The organism is Pseudomonas sp. MWU13-2862 (genome assembly GCF_023242495.1).
GTDB classification, from domain to species: domain Bacteria; phylum Pseudomonadota; class Gammaproteobacteria; order Pseudomonadales; family Pseudomonadaceae; genus Aquipseudomonas; species Aquipseudomonas gingeri_D.
Genome location: NZ_JALMEZ010000004.1, coordinates 210680 through 236811 on the forward strand (window position 1 = coordinate 210680; position 26132 = coordinate 236811).

Annotated in this window: 17 protein-coding genes; 7 read left to right on the plus strand and 10 right to left on the minus strand. The window is 60.2% G+C overall.

The annotated features are described in order from the left end of the window. Positions 1–5 precede the first annotated feature (5 nt). From M5C56_RS09190 to orn, 4 genes are all read right to left on the minus strand, one after another. Positions 6–3023 (minus strand): hypothetical protein, encoded by a 3018-nt coding sequence (locus M5C56_RS09190; RefSeq protein ID WP_103498189.1) that lies wholly within the window; start codon positions 3021–3023, stop codon positions 6–8. Positions 3024–3075: 52 nt separating this feature from the next. After that, complete coding sequence (locus M5C56_RS09195; protein ID WP_247263108.1) at positions 3076–7167, minus strand: hypothetical protein; 4092 nt, start codon at positions 7165–7167, stop codon at positions 3076–3078. 137 nt (positions 7168–7304) lie between these two features. Further along, positions 7305–7919: a trimeric intracellular cation channel family protein gene (locus M5C56_RS09200; protein ID WP_177101505.1), complete on the minus strand. Its 615-nt coding sequence runs from the start codon at positions 7917–7919 to the stop codon at positions 7305–7307. An 84-nt stretch (positions 7920–8003) separates the two neighbouring features. Then, entirely contained in the window at positions 8004–8546 is a 543-nt protein-coding gene (gene orn, locus M5C56_RS09205; protein ID WP_103496860.1) for an oligoribonuclease, read from the minus strand. 110 nt (positions 8547–8656) lie between these two features. Between orn and rsgA the strand changes: the two genes are divergently transcribed. Continuing rightward, a complete protein-coding gene (rsgA, locus tag M5C56_RS09210; protein WP_103496861.1) occupies positions 8657–9688 on the plus strand; it encodes a small ribosomal subunit biogenesis GTPase RsgA in 1032 nt (343 codons plus the stop codon). A 48-nt stretch (positions 9689–9736) separates the two neighbouring features. Here rsgA and motB read toward each other — a convergent pair whose 3' ends face one another. Together motB and motA are read right to left on the minus strand one after the other, a co-directional pair. Continuing rightward, a complete protein-coding gene (motB, locus tag M5C56_RS09215) occupies positions 9737–10777 on the minus strand; it encodes a flagellar motor protein MotB (protein ID WP_103496862.1) in 1041 nt (346 codons plus the stop codon). A 3-nt stretch (positions 10778–10780) separates the two neighbouring features. Beyond that, the gene (gene motA, locus M5C56_RS09220; protein WP_103496863.1) at positions 10781–11632 is read right to left on the minus strand and encodes a flagellar motor stator protein MotA; all 852 of its coding nucleotides are present in this window, start codon (positions 11630–11632) and stop codon (positions 10781–10783) included. 210 nt (positions 11633–11842) lie between these two features. Between motA and M5C56_RS09225 the strand changes: the two genes are divergently transcribed. From M5C56_RS09225 to M5C56_RS09240, 4 genes are all read left to right on the plus strand, one after another. Continuing rightward, on the plus strand, positions 11843–13381 hold the full coding sequence (locus M5C56_RS09225; RefSeq protein ID WP_103496864.1) for an HDOD domain-containing protein: 1539 nt from the start codon (positions 11843–11845) through the stop codon (positions 13379–13381). 44 nt (positions 13382–13425) lie between these two features. Next, positions 13426–14241 (plus strand): rhodanese-like domain-containing protein, encoded by an 816-nt coding sequence (locus M5C56_RS09230; protein WP_103496865.1) that lies wholly within the window; start codon positions 13426–13428, stop codon positions 14239–14241. 18 nt (positions 14242–14259) lie between these two features. After that, a complete protein-coding gene (gene asd / locus M5C56_RS09235) occupies positions 14260–15123 on the plus strand; it encodes an archaetidylserine decarboxylase (protein WP_103496866.1) in 864 nt (287 codons plus the stop codon). Between the two features lie 207 nt (positions 15124–15330). Beyond that, on the plus strand, positions 15331–17133 hold the full coding sequence (locus M5C56_RS09240) for a molecular chaperone (RefSeq protein WP_103496867.1): 1803 nt from the start codon (positions 15331–15333) through the stop codon (positions 17131–17133). A 6-nt stretch (positions 17134–17139) separates the two neighbouring features. Here the strand turns inward: M5C56_RS09240 and serB are convergent, their stop codons facing one another. After that, positions 17140–18342 carry a phosphoserine phosphatase SerB gene (gene serB / locus M5C56_RS09245; RefSeq protein WP_103496868.1) on the minus strand — a complete coding sequence of 401 codons (1203 nt, stop codon included), beginning with the start codon at positions 18340–18342 and terminating at the stop codon, positions 17140–17142. 133 nt (positions 18343–18475) lie between these two features. Here serB and M5C56_RS09250 point away from each other — a divergent pair, with 133 nt between their 5' ends. Continuing rightward, positions 18476–20029, plus strand: a complete 1554-nt coding sequence (locus tag M5C56_RS09250) for an AhpA/YtjB family protein (protein WP_103496869.1) — start codon at positions 18476–18478, stop codon at positions 20027–20029. 166 nt (positions 20030–20195) lie between these two features. After that, positions 20196–20882, plus strand: a complete 687-nt coding sequence (locus tag M5C56_RS09255) for an NYN domain-containing protein (protein WP_103496870.1) — start codon at positions 20196–20198, stop codon at positions 20880–20882. A gap of 53 nt (positions 20883–20935) precedes the next feature. Here the strand turns inward: M5C56_RS09255 and M5C56_RS09260 are convergent, their stop codons facing one another. The 3 genes from M5C56_RS09260 to parE all read right to left on the minus strand — a co-directional run bounded on the left by M5C56_RS09260 (position 20936) and on the right by parE (position 26101). After that, positions 20936–21643 carry a PqiC family protein gene (locus M5C56_RS09260; protein WP_177101388.1) on the minus strand — a complete coding sequence of 236 codons (708 nt, stop codon included), beginning with the start codon at positions 21641–21643 and terminating at the stop codon, positions 20936–20938. Positions 21644–21820: 177 nt separating this feature from the next. Beyond that, positions 21821–24079 carry a DNA topoisomerase IV subunit A gene (gene parC / locus M5C56_RS09265; RefSeq protein WP_103496872.1) on the minus strand — a complete coding sequence of 753 codons (2259 nt, stop codon included), beginning with the start codon at positions 24077–24079 and terminating at the stop codon, positions 21821–21823. 117 nt (positions 24080–24196) lie between these two features. Beyond that, complete coding sequence (gene parE / locus M5C56_RS09270; RefSeq protein WP_103496873.1) at positions 24197–26101, minus strand: DNA topoisomerase IV subunit B; 1905 nt, start codon at positions 26099–26101, stop codon at positions 24197–24199. Positions 26102–26132 lie beyond the last annotated feature (31 nt).

Below are 26132 nucleotides of genomic sequence, written 5' to 3' on the forward strand. Positions count from 1 at the left end.
TCTCCTTATTCCTTTTCGACCACGTCATACCGGTTGATCTGATCCTTCAGATACGCCTTGGAGTGCTTATCCTCAGCCACCCTATCGGCCAATTGAGTAAAGCCTTGTTGAAGAGCCGGCTCCGGTAGAGCCGACTGGAACCGATAAGCCTCCTCTCGATGACTCAACTCCGACTGTTTCAAAAACTCAATCAACTGATCGGCGCTGAACATCCCCTCCTCAAACAGCAGGCTGAGTCGTTTTTGCGCGGAGCGTTGCCACGCCAGAATGCCTTTCAAGCAAATCGTCAGCAGGTGCTCGTCCGTTTCCAGAAAAAAGAACAGGTCATCCTCTTTTATTTGCGCCGTTCTGAAACTGACAGCAGGGGCTGAAATAAAGTTGACCGCCTCCTTCTTTGTAGACAGGAAGAGCACCTTGTCCCCGCCCAATACGTCGGAAATTTCAATGGTATTTCTATAACCGTTGGCAATCACATTGTCGGTTCCACCCTGGTTGAGGTAGAAAAAGTTCTCGGGTAAATTTCCGACCAGCTGGGTTTCATGCCGACCGCCATGCAGATAGGCCACGTCACCCCGCGCGATCAAAATATCCTGACCGTCTTCGCTGGGATAAAGGGGCGTATTGGCCTGCCCCAGAATGCTGTTGCGCAACACGTACTCTGTCTTGCCACTCCACTGACGCAGAACGGTTTTCTCACCCAGCGTTTCACGACTGAGGTCAACGTGTCGCCGCCAATGGACCTTTCCGTCGTTTTGCGACACTTCCAGGCTGTACCGGCGTCCCCTTATCTCGATTTCCAGAAACTCGCCGATCGGCTCCTTCAAGAAATTGACCAGCGTCAACGAGCCTTCCTTGAGCGACGTCTGGCGCCCCCCCAACCTGGCCAGAAGCACGGAATCCTGGGTCGCGGCCAGCTCCTTTTCAGGATCGACCAGCACGGCCCACTCTAAAACGATACTCCCCCAACGCTCATCCTCCGGCCCCGGGACCTGCATCGTGATGTGCTCCAGTTCGACCCCCATCAGCTTCAGACGAGAAGGCGCCATGCCCTTGCGAAGGTCTTCCTCCGCGGCGAAATCAAAGGTGGTGTGGGAGTCCCACATCAGATAAATCGTATTCGGTGAGCCGCGACCTTGAACCTTGCTGCGCCCCTGCCCCACATACAGGATGTTGGAAAAGAGCGGATCCAGTTCATATTCATGGTTGCCTTTCAGGCAGGGAATGTAGGTATACGGATTGAATTTCCCTTCGACGGTCAGAAAATACGGTGCGTCATAAGTGCCCCCTTCAAACTCCCTTTCCGCGCGGTATGTGTAAGGTGAAGGGGTTGCCGAAAGGGCACTCTTTTTCATCCAGATACAGAGCACCAGTATTTCCACACCCTGCCACCAGGCGGGTGTTTCTTCGAGGCTGGCCTTTTTCAGCCAGGCGCTACTGAATAGCTTTCTTCCGGTTTTCGAATAGCCATGAACAGAGACATTCTTCGCCACCGCTTCGGGAAAGCCCCCGCGCATGAACACATCTTTCGCCATTCTTTCAAAAGAGAAAGGAATCTCCGTATAGGCCAAAACATGTTGTTCAAGAAACGCTTCCAGCTTGGAATCCTCGACCACGGGATCTATATCCAGGTCCTCATGGGGGAGATCCGCCCCTTGTGCAATCGCTGAAAATGTCAGCGCGCGATCAAAGTAAAAGTCAATTTCGGAGAAAAATACCTGATCCATTGCCGCCGAGGGAAAGAGAGGCGTCAGAAGGATTCGATAATAACAAACCGAGGTATTTTCTTTTAAAGGGTCCTTGATATCCAACTGAAAAAAGTAGGGATCGCCCTGCCTGTCCAAATTGAACAATCGCGTCGCGGCAGCGTCTTCGATGACTTTTCTAAAGTGACCACGACCTACATAGGGTTCCTCGCTCAACGGCTGATAATGTGCGTCGAGCATTTCATAGGAAAAATTGACGATTTCCGGTGGTGCCTGTTCAAAATACGCCAATCCCTTCATGCGTAAAAAAGATTTCTGATCAAGATAAGTAACCGATGCGAGCGACGCCATGTCAATCAGCAGTCCATGCTCTATTTTCTTGACCGCCGTCGAAAGTTCAAGGTGGTGCACACTATTATAGGACACCTCACTTCCCGAATCATAAAAGACCCTGAACCGAGGAACGGCGATATTCAAATACTTGAACAGGTCCTGGCCATTCAAAAGACATTTCATCTCCAAAAAGTCGAGGCTATGGGTCTTGTTGATGGCCTTCATATCGATGAGCTGATGGCTTGACGCGCGAGCCATGATCAGCAGGAAATCTTTTTTTTCGTCCTCCAAAGAGCTGATCCGAGCGCCCCCACGCGTCGTAATACGGTAGGAAAACTGCAGGGAGCTCAAATGGAAGGCTGACGTCGGAACACTCGGAAGAATAACGAAACCTTTTGCTTTGGCTTTCTTTATCTCCTCAAAACTCAGATACCCTGTTGTCGGGATCGTCGGCTGCCCGTCATGCCGGGTCAGCTTGATTTCGTAATTGACCAGGGTGTCGCCTGGATACCGATCGAGATCCGCCTCCTTCTCTGCATTGAATACCAGCGCTGTCGAGTCATAGGGCCGACTGGCGGCGCTCCCCAACATCACCGGCTGGTTATTCCCGGGAATAAGAAGTTCCGGCAAATCCATTTCCAGAACATTATATAAACGATTCCCGTAATAGAGATCGGGATTCAAGGTAAGGGTCTGGTTTTGCAGAATGAGCTTTAAATTATTCTCTATGTTCTTTCTTAGAATCAACTCATCATCTTTGACTTCGCTGACAAAAAAATTGCCTTCCAACGACACCTGCAGCTTGGCTTGATCACGATCCTCCACCTTGAACGATTGCCTGTTAACAGATGTTACCCGTGGATCCAGCCGGGTGATGAGGTCGTAATATCTCAGCGAAGTATCCGTCAGAATCAACTCGACCTTTTCCAGCTTCGAGTCCGTCGCGGCGGCATGCCCGGTAATCTTTATTACTTTCCTGTCACTCATCACTTATATTCCCTTAAAGTGCTTAAACTTTATTGAACCGTCAGATTCGTATCTAAACGGAAACTGCAAAACCGCTGACCGATGCCTGTATCTCAATCTCGCAACGGCGAACCTCCCGCCTTAGCAGCAGCAGCGAACGTCCCGTCGAGTTTCTCAGCGTGATCCGTGAGCCTTCCCCCACCACCGCCATCACGGGGTGGATTTCTCCGCTTTTGAAGCGGATATAGGCCGGCAGCTGGACGGTCCGCACCACCTGCTCCAGCGCGCAGGCGCCGTGGTCAGCGGCATTCACCAGGTCGAGCCGGAAAGTACTCTTGTCCTTGAACTTGACGACCTCCAGCGAAGGCAGGGACAGGTCCAACTCCGCCAGCGTTTCGCGGGCATCCTCCTGGCCGGACAGGTCCAGGCTCACTTGAGGCAAACGCAGGAACGCCCCCTCGGGCACGGTCAACTCCGTTCGGCTGCCAAAGTTCGAGTCAAAGTCTTTTGAGGTCAGTACGCTCTTTTTGAACTGCAGGGTGTAGGCGGTCTCGGGGTGCAGCCTGACCTGGTATTTGTTGAGGGCCTGCTCCTGCGGAGACTCTCCCGCTGCCCAGCCGAACGGATTGGCCTCCAGCAGCAGATGAGGCGTGGCACCGAACAGCAGGATCGTCGGTGTCGGACCGAAATCCAGTACCTCCAGCCGTGTGCTCGGCGTGGAAGGCATCGTCACCATCAGCTTGCGCTCTCGCCCCCGGCGAGCCTCCCGACGGCGCAGGTACCAGCCCTTGTAGACCTGCTCGCTTTTGCCCTTGCCCTTGGCATCCGACCAAACGGCCAAATCAGCCGGACCAAGCCCCGCCGGCGACAACGTGTAGCCCCTGGGCTGCTGGCGAACACTGGTGTCCTGGCTCACCATCCCGATGTCCTTGATCGGGTTGGTCTGATCCTGATCGTCCACGTCATTGATCATCGGCGTCAGAAGAAGATCGATACCTTCTTCAGACAAGCCGCTGCTGATGGCGCCTTGCGTGTGATCGGCATTCCCCTCGAACAGCCGATCCGCCGCCTGGCGCATCTGCTGCTGGGTCAGGATCCCCGGCAGCGTCGAGGCGCCGAACAGATTACTGAAGAACAGCCCCACCTTCTCATCCCAGCGATAATTCTCCAGCTGGGCGAGGCTGACGATGGCATTCAAGAGGATATTCACAACGGCCAGGGCCATGCCCACAAGGATCAGAGCGACTCCTACCCCGGGCACGCCAATCAGGATAAATCCCGCCAGGCTCACACCAAACGAGGCCCCATCGATCACCGTCATGGTGATATAGAGCGCCTGCTCTTCCGCGGTCTTCGCCAACCGCGCGCCTTCGATGTTGCGATACAGACTGACCGCCGTGAACAGTACATCCAGGGGCAGCAGCACCTTGTTCATCTTGAAGAACAGATGATCAAGCCGGGGCTGCCAGAGCGCTCGCGAGGCGCTGGAGGCCAGGCGCAAGGCGAGTACCGGCCCGATGTCGGTGGTGAAATCAAAGACCCCCTTGACCACCGCTAGTGAGTCGCTGGTAGTGAACAGGCTCGACTTGACCGAAGAAAAGTCCAAGTGGAAGGGCTGGGTGCGGAAGTCCACGAAGACGCCGAAGGCCCCGAGCAATCGACTGGAGCCAGCGGCCACCCGCGCGGTGCTCTTCAGGACGGTGGGGGACAGTTGCTTTTTCTCGATGGCGGTTTTCGCGCGGCCGAGGTTTTCCTGGGTCTCTTGCAGGCTTCTCAAGGACGCCGAGTCCTGCACCAGCGCCTTCTTTCGTTTCAGGCTGTTTTCCAGCTGATCGATGGCGGGAAGAATTCTGTTTTCCTCGCCCGACTCGAGCACCGCTCTCAGATCCCGCGTCGACACGCCAAACTGTTCGCTGCCCACAAGGCCCTGCCGCAGGGCCGCGTCCACCACGATAGTATTCGACTGCGGACTCGCCTCTTGAAAAGAATGGAACACCGCCGGAGTGAAATTGACATAGGGTATATTCTTGAAAAACTCACGAGCGGCCGCATCGATATTGATGTTGGTCATCTCGAAGTAATCCTGCTTATCAAGTAAAAACATCTTCCTGTAAGCAAGCTGGTAATTCGTCTCGCTGCTAGGTACCGGGCTACCACACAGCCTGAAAATCACATCCGTAAAACTCCTTATTTTTAACGGACCGACAGGATCATAAGGGTCGATCAGAAATTTTAATTTCGTGCTTGTATACAGATTATAGCCGCCCACGAAATCACGTCGCGCCCTGGCCAGCTTCAAACTCGCCAGAAAAAACACTACTTTCCTGATTGTCTTGACTTCACCGACGGGCAATAACTGTGATCCCTCCGCTATAGAGGCGACCGTGACCAATGAGCGAATTGCGTCAACGTTTTCGGGAAAATGTTCGCTGATGAGCCGGGTATATTCATCAACACCGCGCTGCCGAACATTAAAATACTCCGTTACAACCCCCCTCAAATACCTGAGCGATACGTTTTCCAGCTCAGAACCGGCGATGGGAGATATCCGACTCACCTTGAGAACATTGGTACTCCTCAAGTACTCAATGAATGAAGGATTACTCAAATCGGGATCATGACCCGGCCATTCAAAATGTTCTTTGACCGCCAACTGAATAGTGGGGTAGGTATTGATGAGATACCTGAACGCCTTGAGAACGTGACCCGGAAAAACCAGATATTGCGCTTGCCAGCGACTCGACAGATGTCCGAGGGGTGGCTCGGCGGTTAATACAAGAGGCGCGGTGGGACTGCTGACGACAAGCACATTGGGAATCTTGTCCGTTTCAAAATGAGGCAGCGCCTTCTCCAGAAGAAGAAGCGTGATGTGGGTGGCCAGACTTTGAGAAATATGGCAAGACTGAAAATTGACAACCTTTAATTTTTTAAACCCGGCCTCGGCATAGGTCGCGAGTAAATTGCTGTATAGCCAACCCGCGACCTTTTCTGCATCCCCGAGCACACGGCTCTCTATATCGATGCCATGCCCTATAATGTTGAGAACCCCATCAAAAGGCAGGCCCCCCGTGGTGGAAGAAGCATAGCCTATCAGCAGACGGCTATTGCTCAGGGTATAAGCCGCGTCCCAGGTTAAATACGGACGAGCGCCAGGACTGAGTATACCGGCCAGGATTCTTCCTCTAACCGTCGTAAACTCCTCGTGGACACTGAGCAACACCCGCCGCCATTCAGCAGAGTTTACGTTAGGTAGAGAAAGAAGCGTTTGGGCCAGGTTATGCTCTCTCAATGCCGTTAATTGGTGAAGCCCGCTAAGGTAACCAAGGGGAATTGAGCGAAGATTGATGGCTGACAAAAAGTCAATAAAGTTTTTCCGTGTCTTGATACGCCCTTTCCATCGCCTGTAGTAGGTGGAAAGCAACTGCATGGACGCACGGTCGGTAACACTTTGCGAAGCGATAACCTGATAGAGCCTGATATCGGCAACATCATCACCCACCAGGAGATTCAACGAATGCCCGACGGCTCGCTTGCGTCGACTGTTTTTCGTAGTCGACACCCCGGCATCCGTCAGGACCACCCCTCGCAATGCCCTCATCCTTGCCTGTGCGACGCCCACCTGGTAAAGAGAAAGCAGTCCATTCAGAAACCCCAGCTCTTCTTTTTTCCCCCTGAAATCCCCGCCCTCCAGACTGGCCTGGGTCGTGAAATCCTGGGTCAGCACAAAGTTGATCCGCTGTTCTTCGGCGGCGGGCGCCTTTATCAATTTCGACTTGAGATCTGCATACTCCGCCTTTGACTCCTCACTCATTTCTTTCCAGAGAGAAAAGGTCGATATTTCCTGCATGAAGTCGAATACAAAACGTTCTCTAAAGCAAGGATAAATAATGCGCCGCTCATTCACTCCTTGCGTATAAATCCGCCCCAGGAGATAGGCCTTTTCGCCCAGGGCCGCATAGACTTCCCTATCCTGCAGGTAAAGACCCGGTAAAGAAACATCATACTTCTTCAACGTGCGCCGAACCGTTTCCAGATAGATCAGGCTGTCTTTGTTCAAGACACCACCCGAAATCTCATAGTGATTCAGGTCCGGGTCGAACAGTAGCTTTCCGCCCTGCGCAAGGGGGCGCGAAGGGAGGCTGCCAGGTGGAAAAGACTCAAGCATCGCAATATCCTTATTACTCCTGATGAGTCACAAGGCTACGCGCAGTCCTTTTCTAAATAAAAACGGAATTTATTGATCCGATGCCTGCGAAACAGATCAACAATAAGAGATCAAACAATAGATATATAGGTCCACTATCAGGCCTGATCGTTATAAACAAACTTCGGCATTTCCCAGTGAAAGCGAATGGCCAATAAGCGCAGCAGAAAACCACCGGACAGTGTGATCAAGATCGCCTGTTCGCTGGGCAACTGCCAATAGGTACAACCCAGGAAACACCAGGCGGCGGCGAACGAGACGCTGGCATAGAGTTCACGGCGGAAGACCAGGGGAATATCGTTGCAGAAAATATCTCGCAGTACTCCACCAAACACCCCAGTGATCACCCCACTGACCGAAGCCACCATCATGCCTTGCCCCATTTCCAGGGCGGTCATGCAGCCGATCAGGGTAAAGGCCACCAGGCCCAGGGCATCGAGCACCAGGAACAGTGAGCGCAAGTGACGCATCAACGGCGCGATAAACACCGTCACCAAGGCCGCGACCGAGGTCAGTACCAGATACTCCGGGTGCTTGACCCAGGTCAGCGGGTAATGCCCCAGCAACACGTCGCGCACCGAACCGCCGCCGAGGGCGGTGACACAGGCGATCAGCACCACGCCGAACCAGTCCATGCCACGACGTCCGGCCGACAGGGCGCCGGTCATGGCTTCAGCGGTAATGGCGACGAGGTAGAGCATCAGCAACATGATGGCGATCCGGGCAGGTGAAGGCCGGCAGTCTACTGATTTGCGCCGCGCCCCAAAAGGGCGCAGCGCGCTAATCATCGGTGTGACTCAGAACTTGATGAAGTGCTTGCGGTAGTGCTGCAGCTCGGCGATCGACTCGCGAATATCGTCCAGTGCCAGGTGCGTGCTGCCCTTCTGGAAGCTGTCACGCACTTCCGGCGCCCAGCGTGCGGCCAACTCTTTCAAGGTGGACACGTCCAGGTTGCGGTAGTGGAAATAGTTTTCCAGGGCCTTCATATGACGCGCGAGAAAGCGTCGATCCTGGCAGATGCTGTTACCGCAGATCGGCGACTTGCCTTTCGGCACCCACTGTTCCAGGAAGGCGATGGTCTGCGCCTCGGCTTCGGCCATGTCGATACGGCTGTCACGCACGCGCTGGGTCAGGCCCGAACCGCCATGCTGACGGGTGTTCCACTCGTCCATGCCGGCCAGGATCGCATCGCTGTGATGGATCGCGATCACCGGACCTTCGGCCAGGGTGTTGAGGTCGCTGTCGGTGACGATAGTCGCCATTTCGATGATGACGTCGGTGTCCGGGTTCAGGCCGGTCATCTCCAGGTCGATCCAGATCAGGTTCTGTGGGTTTTGCATGGGTTGGCTCCTCGGCGTAGCCGCACAGTTTAGCGCAGGCCGCGCTTGCCGGGCGTGCTAAACTCGCGACCGCTTGACCCTCCCCGCCGATTCAACGACACGGAACACCCATGGCCAAACGCCAGCTCAACCGCCGCCAGAACTGGCGCATCGAAAAGATCCAGGGCGAACGCGCCTCACGCGCCGCCAAACGCGAATCCCAGGCCGTCGAGGCACTGGAAGGCGGCGACCTGGGGGCCGAGCAGACGGGCCTGGTGATCGCGCACTTCGGCGTGCAGGTCGAAGTCGAGGCGCTGGAAGGCGAGCTCAAGGGCCAGGTGTTCCGCTGCCACCTGCGGGCCAACCTGCCGGCGCTGGTCACCGGCGACCAGGTGGTCTGGCGTGCCGGCAACCAGGGCATCGGCGTGATCGTCGCGCAACTGCCGCGCACCACCGAACTGAAGCGCCCGGACAGCCGTGGCCAGCTCAAGCCGGTGGCGGCCAACGTCGACATGATCGTGATTGTCTTCGCGCCGCTGCCCGAGCCCCATGCCAACCTGATCGACCGCTACCTGGTGGCGGCCGAGCATGCCGGTATCCGACCGCTGCTGCTGCTGAACAAGTTCGACCTGATCGACGAGCAGAATGCCCCGGCGCTGAATGCGTTGCTGGCGGTCTATCGGCAGTTGGGTTATCCGTTGCTGGAAGTGTCGGCCCATCACGGCAACGGCATGGAACAGCTCCAGCAACAACTGGACGGGCGCATCAGTGTGTTTGTCGGCCAGTCCGGGGTCGGCAAGTCCTCGCTGGTCAACAGCCTGCTGCCCGAGGTGGACACCCGTGTCGGCCCGCTCTCCGAGCTGTCCGGCCAGGGCACCCATACCACCACTACCGCGCGGCTGTTCCACTTCCCGGGCGGCGGTGAGCTGATCGACTCCCCGGGGATTCGCGAGTTCGGCCTGGGTCACGTCAGCCGCGCCGATGTCGAGGCGGGTTTTATCGAGTTCAACGACCTGATCGGCACCTGCCGCTTCCGCGATTGCAAACATGATCGCGAACCCGGCTGCGCCCTGCTCAAGGCCCTGGAAGACGGCCGTGTGCAGCAGCAGCGGATGAACAGCTACCGCTCGATCATCGCCAGCCTGCCGCAAGACAGCTATTGAGTTGACCGAAACAACAAGGCCGCGATCATCGCGGCCTTGTTGTCTGACTTATGAGCCTGTCTTGGGCTTGCCCGGCTCATCCATCTTCAGCACACCGTCCTCGAAGATGTTCAAGCGTTGCCGCAGCTCATGAGCCGGTAGCGGTTGCTTGTCCGCCGGCAACGCGTTCGGATCGGCGGGCACTTCACCCGGTGCGCCCTGGCCCTCGGTCGGGGTCGTGGCCGGCGGGGCATCATCCGAGCCCTGCTCACCTTCGATGGCCTTCTGGGCCTTCTTGGTCAGGACCACGATATCGATACGGCGGTTGACCGGATTGAACGGATCGGCCTTGTCGAACAGTGACGACGAGGCGTAACCCACCACCCGCGCCACTTGCGTGTCCGGATAGCTGCCGGCCACCAGGGCACGGCGGGCCGCGTTGGCGCGGTTGGCCGACAACTCCCAGTTACTGAAGCCGCCGGTACCGGCGTACTGCTTGGCATCGGTGTGGCCGCTGACGCTGATCTTGTTCGGCACCGCCTTGATGGTATCGGCCATGGCCAGCAGGATATCTTCGAAGTAAGGCTTCAGGCGCGCACTGCCGGAGTCGAACATCGGCCGGTTTTCCGCATCCATGATCTGGATACGCAAGCCATCCGGAGTGATCTCGAACTTGATCTGGTCCTTGAATTTCTGCAGTTCAGGGCTCTCATCAACCTTTTTATGCAGCTCCTGCATCAGCAATTCCAGGCGCTCTTTCTCCACCTGCTCGGCCATGCTCTCGACCTGGTCGGTGTCGACCTTGACCTTGTCCGGCTGTGGCTCGGATTTGACTTCCGGGTTGAGGGTCTTGTCCGGTGCCAGCACCGGCGAACCGCCCAGGTCGATGATGTAGGGCGTACCGCTCTCGGAGAAGCCGATCGGGTCCTTGAAATAGCCGGCGATGGCGATCTTCTGTTCCGGGGTCGCGGTGGACAGCAGCCACAGCACCAGGAAGAACGCCATCATCGCCGTCGCGAAGTCGGCGAAGGCGATTTTCCAGGCGCCGCCGTGATGCCCACCGGCAAAGCGCTTGACGCGCTTGATTATGATCGGCTGATTGTTTTCCATGACTCAGCGACCGCGAACCGCTTGTTCCAGCTCGGCGAAGCTGGGACGGTGCTTCGGATACAGGACCTTGCGCCCGAACTCCACCGCCAGCGACGGCGGCATGCCGGAAGCCGAGGCCACCAGGGAAGCCTTGATCGCTTCGTAGATGTTCAGCTCTTCCTTGGCGTCGTGGGTCAGGGAAGTCGCCAAGGGGCCGAAGAAACCATAGGCGGCGAGAATACCGAAGAAGGTACCCACCAGTGCCGCGCCTACGTGCAGGCCGATGGACTTCTGGTCGCCCTCACCGAGGGAGGCCATGGTCACCACGATCCCCAGTACCGCCGCGACGATACCGAAGCCGGGCATGGCATCGGCGACGCCGGTCACGGCATGGGCCGGATGCTCGAGTTCTTCCTTCATGGAGAACAGCTCCATGTCGAACAGCCCTTCGAGTTCATGGGGCGCCATGTTGCCGGAAGACATGATCCGCAAGTAGTCGCAGATGTACGCGGTCATGCGCTCGTCTTTGAGCACCGCCGGATACTTGGCGAAGATCGGGCTGGCGGCGGCGTCTTCGATATCACCTTCAATCGCCATCATGCCTTCGCGACGGCTCTTGTTGAGGATCTCGTAGATCAGCCCCAGGACCTCGAGGTAGAAGGTGTGGGTAAAACGCGAACTGAACATGCTCAAGGATTTCTTGACCACGTGCATCGTCATGTAGCCCGGGTTGGCCTGCAGGAACGCACCGAAGGCCGCACCGCCGATGATCATCACCTCGAAGGGTTGGATCAGCGCGGCAATCTTGCCGTGGGAAAGCACGTACCCGCCGAGCACGCTCGCGAATACGACGATGATGCCGATAATTTTAGCCATAGGTAGAGAGCACTTACTGAGTCGGGTTCAAGGTCATATTCGGAAGTTAATAAATCTCTTCTTCTCCTTATCGGCGAATCTGCGCCAGACTATAGCCAGTTCAGGCGAAAAGCCAGAAAACCGGCCATGTGCCAGCTTGCACGGTCGATTGCGCGGCGCCTGCCCAGCCCATTACGGGCCTGTTAACAGTGATGATGATCGCGCTCGAATATGGCTAACGAAACGACTGTCTCCACACAAAAACCCAACACGTTGCAGGGCTGGGTCAAGCTGCTGCAAGCCGTGCGCTTGCCCGTCCCCCAGGACAGTCACGACCGGGTCTGCCGCGCCATCCGCGACAATCGCAGCTCATTGCGCGATATCGCCGAGCTTATGCAGGACAGCCCGGCCCTGGCGCTGAGTGTGATCTGCGAGGCCAACCAGCACACCCATGGCAGCATGACCGAGCCTGCGGAAAACCTTGAGGTGGCGATCAATCGCCTGGGCCTGAAACGCACCGAGGAGCTGCTGGCGCGCCTGCCGGCCAAGGCACCGGAAGAGATTCCCATCGCCTTGCGTCAGCTCCAACTGATCAGCCAGCACGCCAGCCAACAGGCCAACGGCCTGTTCGCCGCGCGCCTGGCGCGGCTCTGGCAGGACATCCATTGGGGCAGCCTGTTGTTTCTCTCGCCCCTCTGGCCATTGGCCCTGACGCATCCCAACCTGCTCGAAGACTGGGAGCTGCGGGTGATTCACAAGAATGAATCGGCCGCGGCCGTCGAACAGGAACTGTTCGGCGTACGCCTGCTCGACCTGTGCCAGGCAATGGCTGATATCTGGCGCCTGCCGAACTGGGTGACCCAGGGCTATCATCTGCTGAAAACCGAATTGCGTACCCTGGCCAGGGCGCTGCACATCGCCCGTGACAGCGAGCACCGCCTGCACCAGCAACAGCAGCTCGACGCCGATCCGGAGCTGCGTCGCTGGCTGAACCAACCCGCCAATACAGTGCTGCTGGCCAACGGCCTGGCCCTTTCGGCGCAACAGGCCTGGGACAGTCCGCACCATCTGCGCTGGCAATACCTGACCAGCCTGTACCTGCAACAGCCCATGGATGAGTTGCAGCAACAACTGCACCAGCAGGCGGCACAAAGCGCCAACCAGCACAGCATGCCGGATCTCTGGCACCCGGCCGAAGCCCTGATCTGGCGCGGCAGCATGCGCCGCGTCCACAGCGGCCTGCTACCGGCAGTGGATCCTTCGCCCGAAGCCCTGGCCCTCTGGCGCAAACATTGTGCCGAACTGCTCGCCGAACCCAGCCGGTTCACCAATGCCATGCACCTGACCGGCATCGCCCGCGACGCCCTGAGCACCTGCGGCATGCGCCGGGTGATGATCCTGATGGCCGACCGGACCCAGAGCACCCTGCGGGTGCACCAGATCGCCGGGTTGGCGAAAGAGTCAGCCAGCCTGGTGCTGCAGGTCAGCTCGAGCCCGGTCCTGCAACGACTGCTGAGCCAGCCGGCGCAGATTCGCCTGACCCCGGCCAACAACGCCCAGTTCTCCGCCCTGCTGCCCGGTAACCTGCGGGCACAGTTTCCCGGCGAACACATGCTGCTGCGCTCCCTGAGCAATAATGGCCGGGTGATCATGCTGGTGGTGGCCGACCAGGGCGGCGGGCCCTTCTCGGAAATGACCGTGCAGGCCTTCGGCAAAACCGCACAGTGCATCGAGAAGGCGCTGCACGCCTTTACCAACCGTGGCGCCTGACGCTGCGTTACAATCTTCCCTTTTTTGCGCCCTGGAGACCTCACATGCCTGACTTCTCTGGCTTGCCGTTGGTGATCGAGCCCGGCGACCTGCTGCCCCGCCTCGACGTCCCCGAGCTGATCCTGGTGGACCTGACCAGCAGCGCCCGTTATGCCAGCGGGCATATTCCCGGTGCCCGTTTCGTCGATCCCAAGCGCACCCAACTGGGCCAGCCACCGGCCCCCGGCCTGATGCCGCCGCAGGCACTGCTCGAAGCGCTGTTCGGCGAACTGGGGCATAACCCGAACGCGGTCTACGTGGTCTATGACGACGAAGGCGGCGGCTGGGCCGGACGCTTTATCTGGCTGCTGGACGTGATCGGTCACAGCCGTTACCACTATCTGGATGGCGGCCTGCACGCCTGGCTGGGCGAAGGCCTGCCCGTCGACAGCGACATCCCCGCGAGCGTCGGCGGCCCCGTCACCCTGACCCTGCACGACGAACCCACCGCCACCCGCGACTACCTGCAAAGCCGCCTCGGTGCCGCCGACCTGGCCATCTGGGACGCCCGCGGCCCGCTGGAATACAGCGGCGAGAAAGTCCTCGCGGCCAAGGGTGGGCACATCCCCGGCGCGGTGAACTTCGAATGGACCGCCGGCATGGACAAGGAGCGCCAGTTGCGCATCCGCCGCGACATGCCGCAGATCCTCACCGACCTGGGCATCACCCCGGACAAGGAAGTGATCACCCACTGCCAGACCCACCATCGCTCTGGCTTTACCTACCTGGTCGCCAAGTCGCTCGGTTACCCGCGCGTCAAAGGTTATGCCGGCTCCTGGGGCGAATGGGGCAACCACCCCGACACCCCCGTAGAGATTTGAAATTTCCAAGGATTCTTGATGAAAAAGCGTTTGTTCATCCTCAGCCAGTACCTGCTGCCCCATCACCTGCTGTCGCGCCTGGCCGGCTGCATCGCCGAATGCCGCGTGCGCTGGTTCAAGAACGCCTTTACCGCCTGGTTCGCCAAGCGCTATCAGGTGGACATGTCCCAGGCGCTGGTCGAGGACCTGACCGCCTACGAGCACTTCAATGCTTTCTTCACCCGCGCCTTGAAAGACGGCGCCCGTCCATTGGATGAAACCCCGGGGGCGATTCTCTGCCCGGCGGACGGTGCGGTCAGCCAGCTCGGTCCGATCGAACACGGCCGGGTGTTCCAGGCCAAGGGCCACAGCTACAGCGTGCTGGAACTGCTCGGTGGCGACGCGGCCGCCGCCGCACCGTTCATGGGCGGCGACTTCGCCACCATCTATCTGTCACCGAAGGACTACCACCGGGTGCATATGCCCCTGGCCGGCACCCTGCGGGAAATGGTCTACGTGCCAGGCCGGATTTTCTCGGTCAACCAGACCACGGCGGAAAACGTCCCGGAGCTGTTCGCCCGTAATGAACGTGTGGTCTGCCTGTTCGATACCGAGCGCGGACCGATGGCCGTGGTCCTGGTCGGTGCGATGATCGTCGCCTCGATCGAAACCGTCTGGGCCGGCTTGGTCACACCGCCCAAGCGCGAACTGAAAACCGTGCGCTACGACGAAGCCGCGCGCCAGCCCATTCATCTGGAAAAAGGCGCCGAGCTGGGCCGTTTCAAACTGGGCTCCACCGCCATCGTGCTGTTCGGGCCACAGCAGGTACAATGGACTGAAGGGCTGGTCGCGGGCTCGCCCGTGCGCATGGGCCAAGGCCTCGGCGCTCCCATCCAGGCCTGATGTACACTGGATCCTTACGGCTTGCGAGCTGCCTTCGCAAGCCCGAAAGACCAGGGCAGGGACAGCGGGTCACAGTCGGATTGGACCGGTAAGGCTGCAAATGTCCCGCGGCCCTGCTAGAGGTGTGGCATTATTTTGCCATCGTTTTTTTGTCATCCTGGCCTGTAGTGGGCCCGGGTTGTTTCGCTGCCGGAGCTGGACCGCTACATGAGCAATCCGAGTCCCCATCTGTTGTTGCGCGCACCGACGCCTACGCAGTTGAGCCTGTCTTTCTGCGATGCGACACCGCGCGACCTCAAGCGCTGGATCGCCGGCCTGCCGAAAGCCAATCTCGGGGAAACCGCTCGCCTGCTGTATCAGGGCCTGGGCGAACTCAACCTGTTGCTCACCCCCAGCGAAAACCGCCTGCAGCTGCTGGAACTGCTGCGCCCCGAGGTGTACTACGTCTGCAAGCACTTGGAACGACACTTTCTCAACCAGTCCATCGTCCTCGACGAACGCCCGAGAAAAGTCGCCAATCTCTGCCAGGCCCTGCAAAACCACCTGGCCATCGGCTACAAACAGATCGCCATGCGCGTGGCCTCAAAGGGTGGCAAGGACCGCACCCTGCTGACCACCGCCCTGCAACGGGCGCTGCATTGCCTCAACGGCCCGCTGGTGCGCGCCAGCCAACTCTATTGCCCGGTACCGGAAGGCCTCTGGTTCGAGGTGCACCAGCTCTATCAGGTGGCCCTTGCCCATCAAGTGCAAAACACGCCGGTGTTCGACGAACAGGCCAGTCAGCCGCTGCCCCTGAGCGTCGAGAATACCTATATTGTCGCCCTGCTGCTGGGGTGCGCGCGCAGTAACCAGATGCGCCAGAACAACATTGCCCGGCTGGCAGAGGTGCTCGAACCCTGGAGCGCCCAGGTCCGGCTGCAAGGTGCCGAGCAGGCGTCCAGCCTGTTCTCCGTCGCCCCCGGAAGCGACGCGCCGCCACGCTACACGTCGCTGTTCGCGGTCGAGCAACTGCCGAACCTGATCGGCATCGACACGCTGCCCCTGGTCGAGGCCATCAAGGACTACCTCGCGCTGCCCGCCGACCTGCGCGGCCAATCGCGCCTGCAAGTCCCCAGCGGTTTGAGCCTCGACGTACTGCAACACCTCAGCGCCGCCTGGGGCGAAGCCGCCGAACGGACCTTCCAGCGCACCCCGGGCCAGGGCACCGTGACCCTGTGTGTCGGCATGAGCGCGCTGCACTTTTACCTCGGCGGCCAGCGCTCCTTCAGCGATATCCTCAAGATCCCGACGGCCAGCAAGGCCGCGCAATTCACCGTGCAGTTGTCCAACAGCGCGGAAAAGGATGCCTGGAACCACGCCTTCGACGCCCAGCGCGCCGGCAGCGCCGACACCCTGCTGCCTTACGAGGAAATCCAGTATCACGTCAGTGATGCCGACAGCAGCCAGGCCGCTTTCAATAGCGCCGAAGATTTCCCGACCCATGGCCTGCAGATCATCAACCACAGCCCCGGCGGCTACTGCCTGGCCTGGCCCAAGGAAGTACCCGCGCAATTGCAGGCAGGGGAAATGGTCGGGGTCCAGGACCCCTCAAGCCAGGGCTGGAGTGTCGCCGTGGTGCGCTGGATCCGCCAGGTGCGCAGCGGCGGCACGCAGATGGGCATCGAGCTGGTGGCGCCCCATGCCCAGCCTTGCGGCCTGCAACTGTTGCGCGGCGGCGAAGGCCACAGTCAGTACCTGCGGGCCCTGCTATTGCCGGAAATCAGCGCCATCGGCGTACCGGCCACGCTGCTGGCACCACGCCTGCCGTTCCAGGAAGGACACAAGGTGATCATCAACAGCAACGGTGAAGAACGCCGGGCCGGGCTGAACAAGCGTCTGGCCAGCACCGGCAGCTTCAATCAGTTCGAGTACCGCCTGCTCGAACAACCGGTGACACCCAAGACCGATCCGAGTGCCGGTGGCCTGGGCGTTGCCGAAGACGACTTCGGCTCGCTGTGGAAAATCCTGTAGCCGGCTTCAGCGATCCCGCACGCCCAGCAGATACAACACCCCATCCAAGCCCAGTGTCGAGATCGCCTGTTTGGCCGAATGCCTGACCAGCGGCTTGGCGCGGAACGCCACGCCCAATCCGGCAATCGCCAGCATCGGCAGGTCATTGGCGCCGTCACCGACCGCAATGGTCTGCTCCAGGCTCAGGCCTTCCTTCTCGGCCAGCTCACGCAGCAGATCGGCCTTGCGCTGGGCATCGACAATCGGCTCGATGGCCACGCCCGTGCATTTGCCGTCCACCACTTCCAGTTCGTTGGCGAAGACATAATCGATACCCAACTTCGCCTGCAATTGCTTGGCGAAATAGGTGAAGCCCCCCGACAGGATTGCAGTCTTGTAGCCCAGGCGCTTCAACTCGGCGAACAGCACTTCGGCGCCTTCGGTCAGGCGCAGCGAGGCGCCGATGGCGTCCAGCACACTGACGTCGAGGCCCTTGAGCAGCGCCAGGCGCTCCTTGAAGCTGGCGCGAAAATCCAGCTCGCCGGCCATGGCCCGCTCGGTGATGGCCGAGACCAGTTCGCCCACGCCGGCCGCCTTGGCCAGTTCGTCGATCACTTCGGCCTCGATCAGGGTCGAGTCCATGTCGAACACCGCCAGGCGACGGTGGCGACGGAACAGCGAGTCTTCCTGGAGGGCGATATCGGCATTCAGCTCCTGGGCCGCGTTCAGGAACTCGCGGCGCAAGGCCTGCGGATCGGTCAATTCGCCGTTCAGAGAGACTTCGAAGCAGCTCTTGCTCAGGGCCGACGGGGCGGCGGACGGCGTGTGCGCCGACAAACGGTCGATCCGCTCGACTTCCAGACCGTGGCGCGCCGTGATCGCAATCACCCGCTGCAACTGCTCGGCGGTGACCTGGCGGCTCATCAGGGTCGCGACATGGCGCTTGCCGCCCGATGTCGCCAGCCAGTCCTGATGCTCAGCCTCGGAAAACCGACTGAAACGCACCTGCTGCGCGCGCCCGGGAAGGCTGGCCTCAATGTCCAGGTGTATCGACGCGGCCCGCGCGGCGTCCGCAAACTCGACCAGGATGCCGAACGCCAGACTGCCGTGGATAGCCGCCTGGCGGATATCGAGAATGTTCACAGCACCTTGTGCCAGCACGCCAGTAATGGCTGCGGTCAGACCCGGACGGTCCTCTCCGGTGATGCTGATCAGGACGATTTCGCGCAAAGCGCACCCCCGCTCGTTAAAAAAAACGCATTCTACCCACTTTCACTGACCATCGGGCACAGCCAGCGCTTTGCCGGTCTAGGGCCTCTCGCTATACTGCGCGTCAACTTCACGGACAAAAGAGCCGAGCTCAGTGAACCGGCCCACGCCAGTCAAAACCGATAACTTCTTCCTGCTGATCTTCCGGGCCTTGCGTCACCGCCGTGTACCGCTCGCCTTGCGCATCGCCAGCCACAACGTGATCCTCGTCGCGCTGGCGCTGGTCATCTACGCCTGCGTGATGGGATTGCAGTTCAAGGAAGCCATGCACCAGCAGGCCGATGCCCTCGGCCAGAGCCTGACCACCCAGACAGCCACCTCTGCCACGGAACTGCTGGTGTCCAACGACATCCTCAGCCTCAACGTGCTGCTGAACAACCTGACGAAGAACCCGCTGGTGGCCCACGCGGCCATCTACAGCGTGGATAACCGCATCCTCGCCGAAGCCGGCCAGCGTCCGAAAAACGGCCTGCTGGGTGAAGCCGAAGGGTTGTACCAGACCAAGATCACCTTCCAGGACGTGACCGCCGGGCATCTGCGCATCAGCCTGGACATGGCGCAATTCCAACAGCCGATGACCATCAGCCTGCAAAGCATGGGCATTCTCAGTGCGATCCTGCTGGCCCTGGCCCTGGCCTTGAGCCTGCGCCTGGGCCGGCATATCTCCACGCCGCTGCTGCAATTGCGGGTCTGGCTGCGGGACATGGACGAACACACCCCGGCGACCCAGCGCCAGGATGAAATCGGCGATCTCGCGCGCCAGTTGCATTCGCGCTTCGCCCCGGTCAAACCGGAGCCCGAGCCGGAGCCGGAAATCGACTACGACGAGAATGACTACGTCGAGGAAGAAGAGGACGTCGAGCCGGAGTTCCAGGTCCGCAACCTGCGCGACCCGAGCTTCGACGAGACCGCGGCGGCGCCGACACCCAAGCCGGCTCCGCGGCATATTGTCAGCAACGTGGAAGACGAACTGGACGACGACGAAGACCCGTTCGCCGACCTGCGGGAAAGCCCACGGCCCGAGAGCGGCGCGGCAGTGAAGCCACAGCCGGTCGTGCCGAGCCAGCCACAGCACAGCGCGGTGCTGGCGGTACAGCTGGGTGCCCAGGACCAGTTGCGGCGCCTGCCGCGCGCGCGCCTGACGGAACTGTTGGACCGTTACCGCGATTGCCTGGACCAGGCCGCCTCGTTGTATGAGAGCGATCTGCACACGCTGAACGACGGCAGCACCCTGATGCTCTTCCACACCGAAGACAGCGGTGATGACTACCTGACCAACGCCATCTGCTGTGGCGAGCTGCTCCGGGCCCTGGGCCATCAGTTGCAGATCGAGGTGGCCGACAGTGGCATTACCTTGCAACTGCAGCTGGGTCTTACGTTGGGCGATGAGTTGTTCGGCCTGAGCCAGATCGACCTGCTGCTGACGGAAACCGCCCAGGACGCCCTGGCGCTGTCGCAACACAGCCGCAACCTGCTGCTGGTGGAACGACGCATCAGCGATGACCCGCTGATTCGCCAGCGTGCGCGTATTCGGCCGATTGTCAGCCCCGAGGGTGCCTGCTGCGTGGAACGCTTGATGGAGCCGTATCCGTCGATGCTGGAACGGCAACTGGCGCGAATGCACGAGACGCGGGCCAAGACGCAGTGAAAAAACTTGAATCACTCCTGGATTCAAGCGCTGTTGCTCCACTGCTCAAAAATGAGTAGTCTGAGCGCACGACTCAACCTCTGGCGGGCCGATTAAGTTCAGCCTCAGCCTCAGGTGAAAAAACCGGCCCAATAGCCGGTTTTTTCGTTTTCAAGGATCTGAATTTGTGCGTACCGCTTTTTTCGTAGACGGGTACAACCTCTACTACGGAGCTCTTCACGGCTCGCCCTATAAGTGGCTGGACCTGCCGGCCATCCTCTCCCACATTCTGCAGGCTCAGAACCCGGCCTGTGAAACGGCGTCGGTTCATTACTATACCTCTCCTGTCATTGCTCGACTGGCAACCCGTGGCCAGGCATCCAATGACGCTCAAAGCCGCTATATCCGAGCACTGCAAACAAAAGGGGTCACGGTCGTACTCGGTAATCATCGCCTTGCCAGAGGGTTCGCCCCCAGATTCGTCAAAGGACAAAAAGCGTCACGCTCCGACCAAGTGGCTATCTGGCAGCTTGAGGAAAAAGAGACGGATGTGAACCTGGCACTGGGCATGTATCGAGCGGCCTGCCAAGCAGAGCCGCTACAAATCGGACAAATCGTTCTAGTGTCAGGAGATACCGATCTCGCGCCAGCGTTAGCCGCCATCAGAACAGATTTTGCACAGCTCGCGCTGGGAGTGATCGTGCCCCACAGGAGCGAGAATGGTGAGTTGGCCCGGGAAGCCCCCGGATCACTCAAACTCCATTCGCACTGGATACGCCGATCTATAAGCGATACTGAATTAGCGGCTTGTCAGCTACCGCCAAAAGTCCCGCTACCAAAGAAACCCGCCATCATCAAACCGGACTACTGGTAGCGAGGGCGGCTGGCACTGACAGCCAGGCGCGGAGGCTCTGACCAAGTGTCGAATCAGAAGCGAAACACTTCCATATCCGTACGAATCGGCGAAGCCATCGGGATCTTCGGCTTCTCGGGGCCGGCCTGTTTGGCCGGTGCCGGGGCCGCAGCCTTGCGGTTTTCAACCAGCGGCGCTTGATTGGCCAATGGCTTGAGCGCCACGCTCAGTTGCTCGGCCAGACGCTGCAACAGCTCGCCCTGGGCCTGGACCTGTGCCGCCGAGGTGCCGGTGTGCTGCTGTTCCAAGTGGACGATGCGGTTATCCCGTACCTGCCCACGACGGTCGAGCAAACGCCACTGCGCGTCGAGAATCGCCGGTTGATGGGTGCCGGAATCCAGTCGGGTAATCGACAACAACACCTGCACATCCGGGGTGCTCCCGGCAATCGCCGGGGCCAGGACCACACGCTGGCTGTCCAGGCGCCAGGCCAACTGACGAACCAGCAACTGATTGATATCGGACGACAGGCTGCCGGCCCAGCGACCGTCGGTCGCCGCGGTCAGGCTGCCATCAGGTTGGCGCTGCAGCAGGGTTTCGCGTTGCAGGTAATCGGCCAGGGAAATCGGCCCGAGCACCACCGACATCCCCGAGCTCTGCTGAGGCTGGCCCGGCGTGCCGCTGTCCAGCTGATACAAGGACACCGGCTGGTGCACACTGCAACCGGCCAGGCCGAGCAGGCCCGTCAGCAGCAGAATAAAAGGAAGGCGCAGAACAGTCATCATCCCATCCAGGTGGCCGCCATAAGGCCCTGCCACAGTCTGATCCAAAAAATCGTTCGGGCACGCCGCCACGCGGGTGCCGCAAGAGGCGCATATCATCCGTGAATATGCGCCGTGACTCCAGTGCCGCGGTAGCGATCTTCCTGCTAAAACGCTGAACGAACGCTCTAAACCGCTTTAACTGATACCTTCAACCAATAAGGCGTCAACCCGCTGGAAGCCCCGTGGCAGCTTGTTGCCACGCCGGCCACGCTCGCCCTTGTAGTGCTCCAGGTCATCGGCCTTGAGCGACAAGGTACGCTTGCCCGCCTGCAACACCAGGGTCGCACCGTCCGGGATCACCGCCAGGTCAGTGACGTATTCCTCGCGGCTGGCCACGCGCTCACCGGGAATGCCGATGATCTTGTTGCCCTTGCCCTTGCCCAGTTGCGGCAGGTCGCTGACCTTGAAGATCAACAGCCGGCCCTCGGTGGTCACCGCCGCCAGCCAGTTCTGCTCACGGTCGGCCACCGACTTGGGTGGCATCACCTTGGAGCCGTTGGGCAGACTCAGTAGGGTCTTGCCCGCCTTGTTCTTGGCCTGCAGGTCTTCACCCTTGACCACGAAACCATACCCGGCGTCGGAAGCGATGACATACAAGGCCTCGTCTTCAGGCAGCAGCACGCACTCGAAGCTGGCGCCCGGCGGCGGCGTCAGACGACCAGTCAGCGGCTCGCCCTGGCCACGGGCCGAAGGCAAGGTATGGGCCGCCACCGAGTAGCTGCGCCCGGTGGAGTCGATAAACACCGCGAACTGGTTGGAGCGCCCCGCCGCCGAGGTCTTGAAGCCATCACCGGCCTTGTAGGAAAGGCCCGTGGCATCAATATCATGGCCTTTTGCACAGCGAACCCAACCTTTTTCCGACAAAACGACCGTTACCGGCTCAGTCGGCATCAGCTCGTTTTCCGACAGGGCCTTGGCTTCGCTACGGGCAACAATCGGCGAACGACGGTCGTCGCCGTAGGTTTGCGCATCGGCCACCAGTTCAGTGCGGACCAGCTTCTTCAACTTGGCTTCGCTGGCCAGCAGCGCTTGCAGCTTGGCCTGTTCCTTGAGCAGCTCATCCTGCTCGTTGCGCAACTTCATCTCTTCCAGGCGCGCCAGCTGACGCAAGCGGGTGTCGAGGATGTAGTCGGCCTGGATCTCGCTGAGGTCGAAACGCGCGATCAACTCGGCCCGCGGGTGTTCCGCGGTGCGGATGATATGAATCACTTCATCCAGGTTGAGGTAGGCGATCAGCAAGCCGTCCAACAGGTGCAGGCGCTTCTCGACCTTGTCCAGGCGGAACTTCAGGCGCCGGCGCACGGTGTTGACGCGGAACGACAACCACTCCACCAGCAAGGCGCGCAGGTTCTTCAACTGCGGCTTGCCGTCGAGGCCGATGATGTTGATGTTGACCCGGTAGCTGGACTCAAGATCAGTGGTGGCGAACAGATGCTGCATCAGTTCGTCGAGGTCGATGCGGTTCGAGCGCGGGATGATCACGATCCGGCACGGGTGCTCGTGGTCGGATTCATCCCGCAGGTCGGCGACCATCGGCAGCTTCTTGGCCTGCATCTGCGCGGCGATCTGCTCCAGCACCTTGGCCCCGGAGACCTGGTGCGGCAGGGCATGCACGACGATATCGCCGTCTTCGATGCGATAGACCGCGCGCATGCGCACCGAGCCACGCCCGGTTTCGTAGATTTTCAGCAGGTCGGCTTGCGGGGTGATGATTTCCGCTTCGGTCGGGTAATCCGGGCCAGGGATGAACTTGCACAGGTCCTCGACGCTGGCGCTGGGCTCATCGAGCAGATGCACACAGGCATTGGCGACTTCCCGCAGGTTGTGCGGCGGCACGTCGGTGGCCATGCCCACGGCGATACCAGTGGTGCCGTTGAGCAGGATATTCGGCAAACGCGCCGGCAACACCGCCGGTTCGTCGAGGGTACCGTCGAAGTTCGGCACCCAGTCCGCGGTGCCCTGGCCCAGTTCGCTGAGCAGCACTTCGGAGTAACGCGACAAGCGCGATTCGGTGTAGCGCATGGCCGCGAAGGACTTCGGATCGTCCGGCGCCCCCCAGTTACCCTGGCCGTCCACCAGGGTATAGCGGTAGCTGAACGGCTGGGCCATCAGCACCATGGCTTCGTAGCAGGCCGAGTCGCCGTGGGGGTGGAACTTGCCGAGCACGTCACCGACGGTACGCGCGGACTTCTTGTGCTTGGCGTCGGCATCCAGCCCCAGCTCACTCATGGCGTAGACGATACGCCGCTGTACCGGCTTCAGACCGTCGCCGATATGGGGCAGCGCACGGTCCATGATCACGTACATGGAGTAGTTGAGGTAGGCCTGTTCGGTGAAGTCAGCCAATGACCGGCGTTCTACGCCATCCAGGCTGAGATCAAGGGAGTCGCTCATGCGGGCCTCATCAGTTCGTTGTCTGGCGCGGCGGCGATAGCGCCGCGCTGGTGAATTCGGGGGTGTTCAACAGGCGCGGGCCCGGCAGCCGTGGTTCGCCGCCGGGACAGCCGCGCATCAGGTCAGGACCTCGGCCAGGTCGCCCTTGGATTCCAGCCAGGTCTTGCGGTCGCCGGCACGTTTCTTCGCCAGCAGCATGTCCATCATTTCCGAAGTGGCTTCGAAATCGTCCAGGGTCAACTGCACCAGGCGCCGGGTATTCGGATCCATGGTGGTTTCCCGCAGTTGCGGCGGGTTCATCTCACCCAGGCCCTTGAATCGGGTGACCTGGGGTTTGCCGCGCTTCTTCTCCGCCACCAGGCGATCGAGAATGCCATCGCGCTCGCCTTCGTCGAGGGCGTAGTAGATTTCCTTGCCCAGGTCGATACGGTACAGCGGCGGCATCGCCACATAGACGTGTCCGGCATCCACCAACGGGCGGAAATGCTGGACGAACAGGGCGCAGAGCAGGGTCGCGATGTGCAGGCCGTCGGAGTCGGCGTCGGCGAGGATGCAGATCTTGCCGTAGCGCAGCTGGCTGATGTCCGCCGCGCCCGGATCGACACCGATGGCCACGGCGATGTTGTGCACTTCCTGGCTGGCGAGCACTTCGCTGCCGTCGACTTCCCAGGTATTGAGGATCTTCCCGCGCAACGGCAGGATCGCCTGGAACTCCTTGTCCCGCGCCTGCTTGGCCGAACCGCCGGCGGAATCACCTTCCACCAGGAACAGCTCGGCACGCATCGGGTCCTGCCCGGCACAGTCGGCCAGCTTGCCCGGCAGCGCCGGCCCTTGGGTAACGCGTTTGCGCTCGACCTTCTTGCTCGCCTTCAGGCGCCGGCCGGCGTTGTTGATCGCCAGTTCCGCCAGTTGCATGCCCAGCTCGGGGTTGGCGTTGAGCCACAGGCTGAAGGCGTCCTTGACCACCCCGGAAACGAAGGCGGCGGCTTCGCGGGACGACAGGCGCTCCTTGGTCTGGCCGGAGAACTGCGGCTCCTGCATCTTCATCGACAGGACAAAGGCAATCCGTTCCCAGACGTCTTCCGGCGCCAACTTCACGCCGCGCGGCAGCAGGCTGCGGAATTCGCAGAACTCGCGCATGGCATCGAGCAGGCCCTGGCGCAAACCGTTGACGTGGGTGCCGCCCTGGGCGGTGGGGATCAGGTTGACGTAGCTTTCCTGGACGCTGTCGCCGCCTTCCGGCAACCACAGCAAGGCCCAGTCCACCGCTTCCTTGTTACCGGCGAGGCTGCCGCAGAAAGGTTCGTCCGGCAGGCGCTCGAATTCACTGACCGCATCCACCAGATAGGAACGCAGGCCATCTTCGTAATGCCATTCGACCTTCTCGCCGGTGGCCTTGTCCTCGAAGCTGACCAGCAGCCCCGGGCACAGTACCGCCTTGGCCTTGAGCACGTGCTTGAGGCGGCTGACGGAAAATTTCGGCGAATCGAAATACTTCGGGTCCGGCGCAAAGTACACGCTGGTGCCGGTGTTGCGCTTGCCGACGGTGCCGACCACTTCCAGCTCGGTGGCCTTGTAGCCATCGGCGAAGGTCATCTGGTATTCGTTGCCGTCGCGCTTGACCCGGACCCGCACCTGGGTCGACAAAGCGTTGACCACGGAAATCCCCACGCCGTGCAGGCCGCCGGAGAACTGGTAGTTCTTGTTGGAGAACTTGCCGCCGGCGTGGAGCTTGGTGAGGATCAGCTCGACGCCCGACACCCCCTCTTCCGGATGAATGTCCACCGGCATGCCGCGACCGTCGTCGGAGACTTCCAGGGAGTGGTCGGCGTGCAGGATCACCTGTACCGATTTCGCATGCCCGGCCAAGGCTTCGTCGACACTGTTGTCGATGACTTCCTGGGCAAGGTGGTTCGGCCGACTGGTGTCGGTGTACATGCCCGGGCGTTTGCGCACCGGGTCGAGGCCCGAGAGGACTTCGATGGCGTCTGCGTTATAAGAGCTAGCGCTGGGAGTGGCCATGGGGTCTCGTCGTCAGTCGTCTATGAATAGG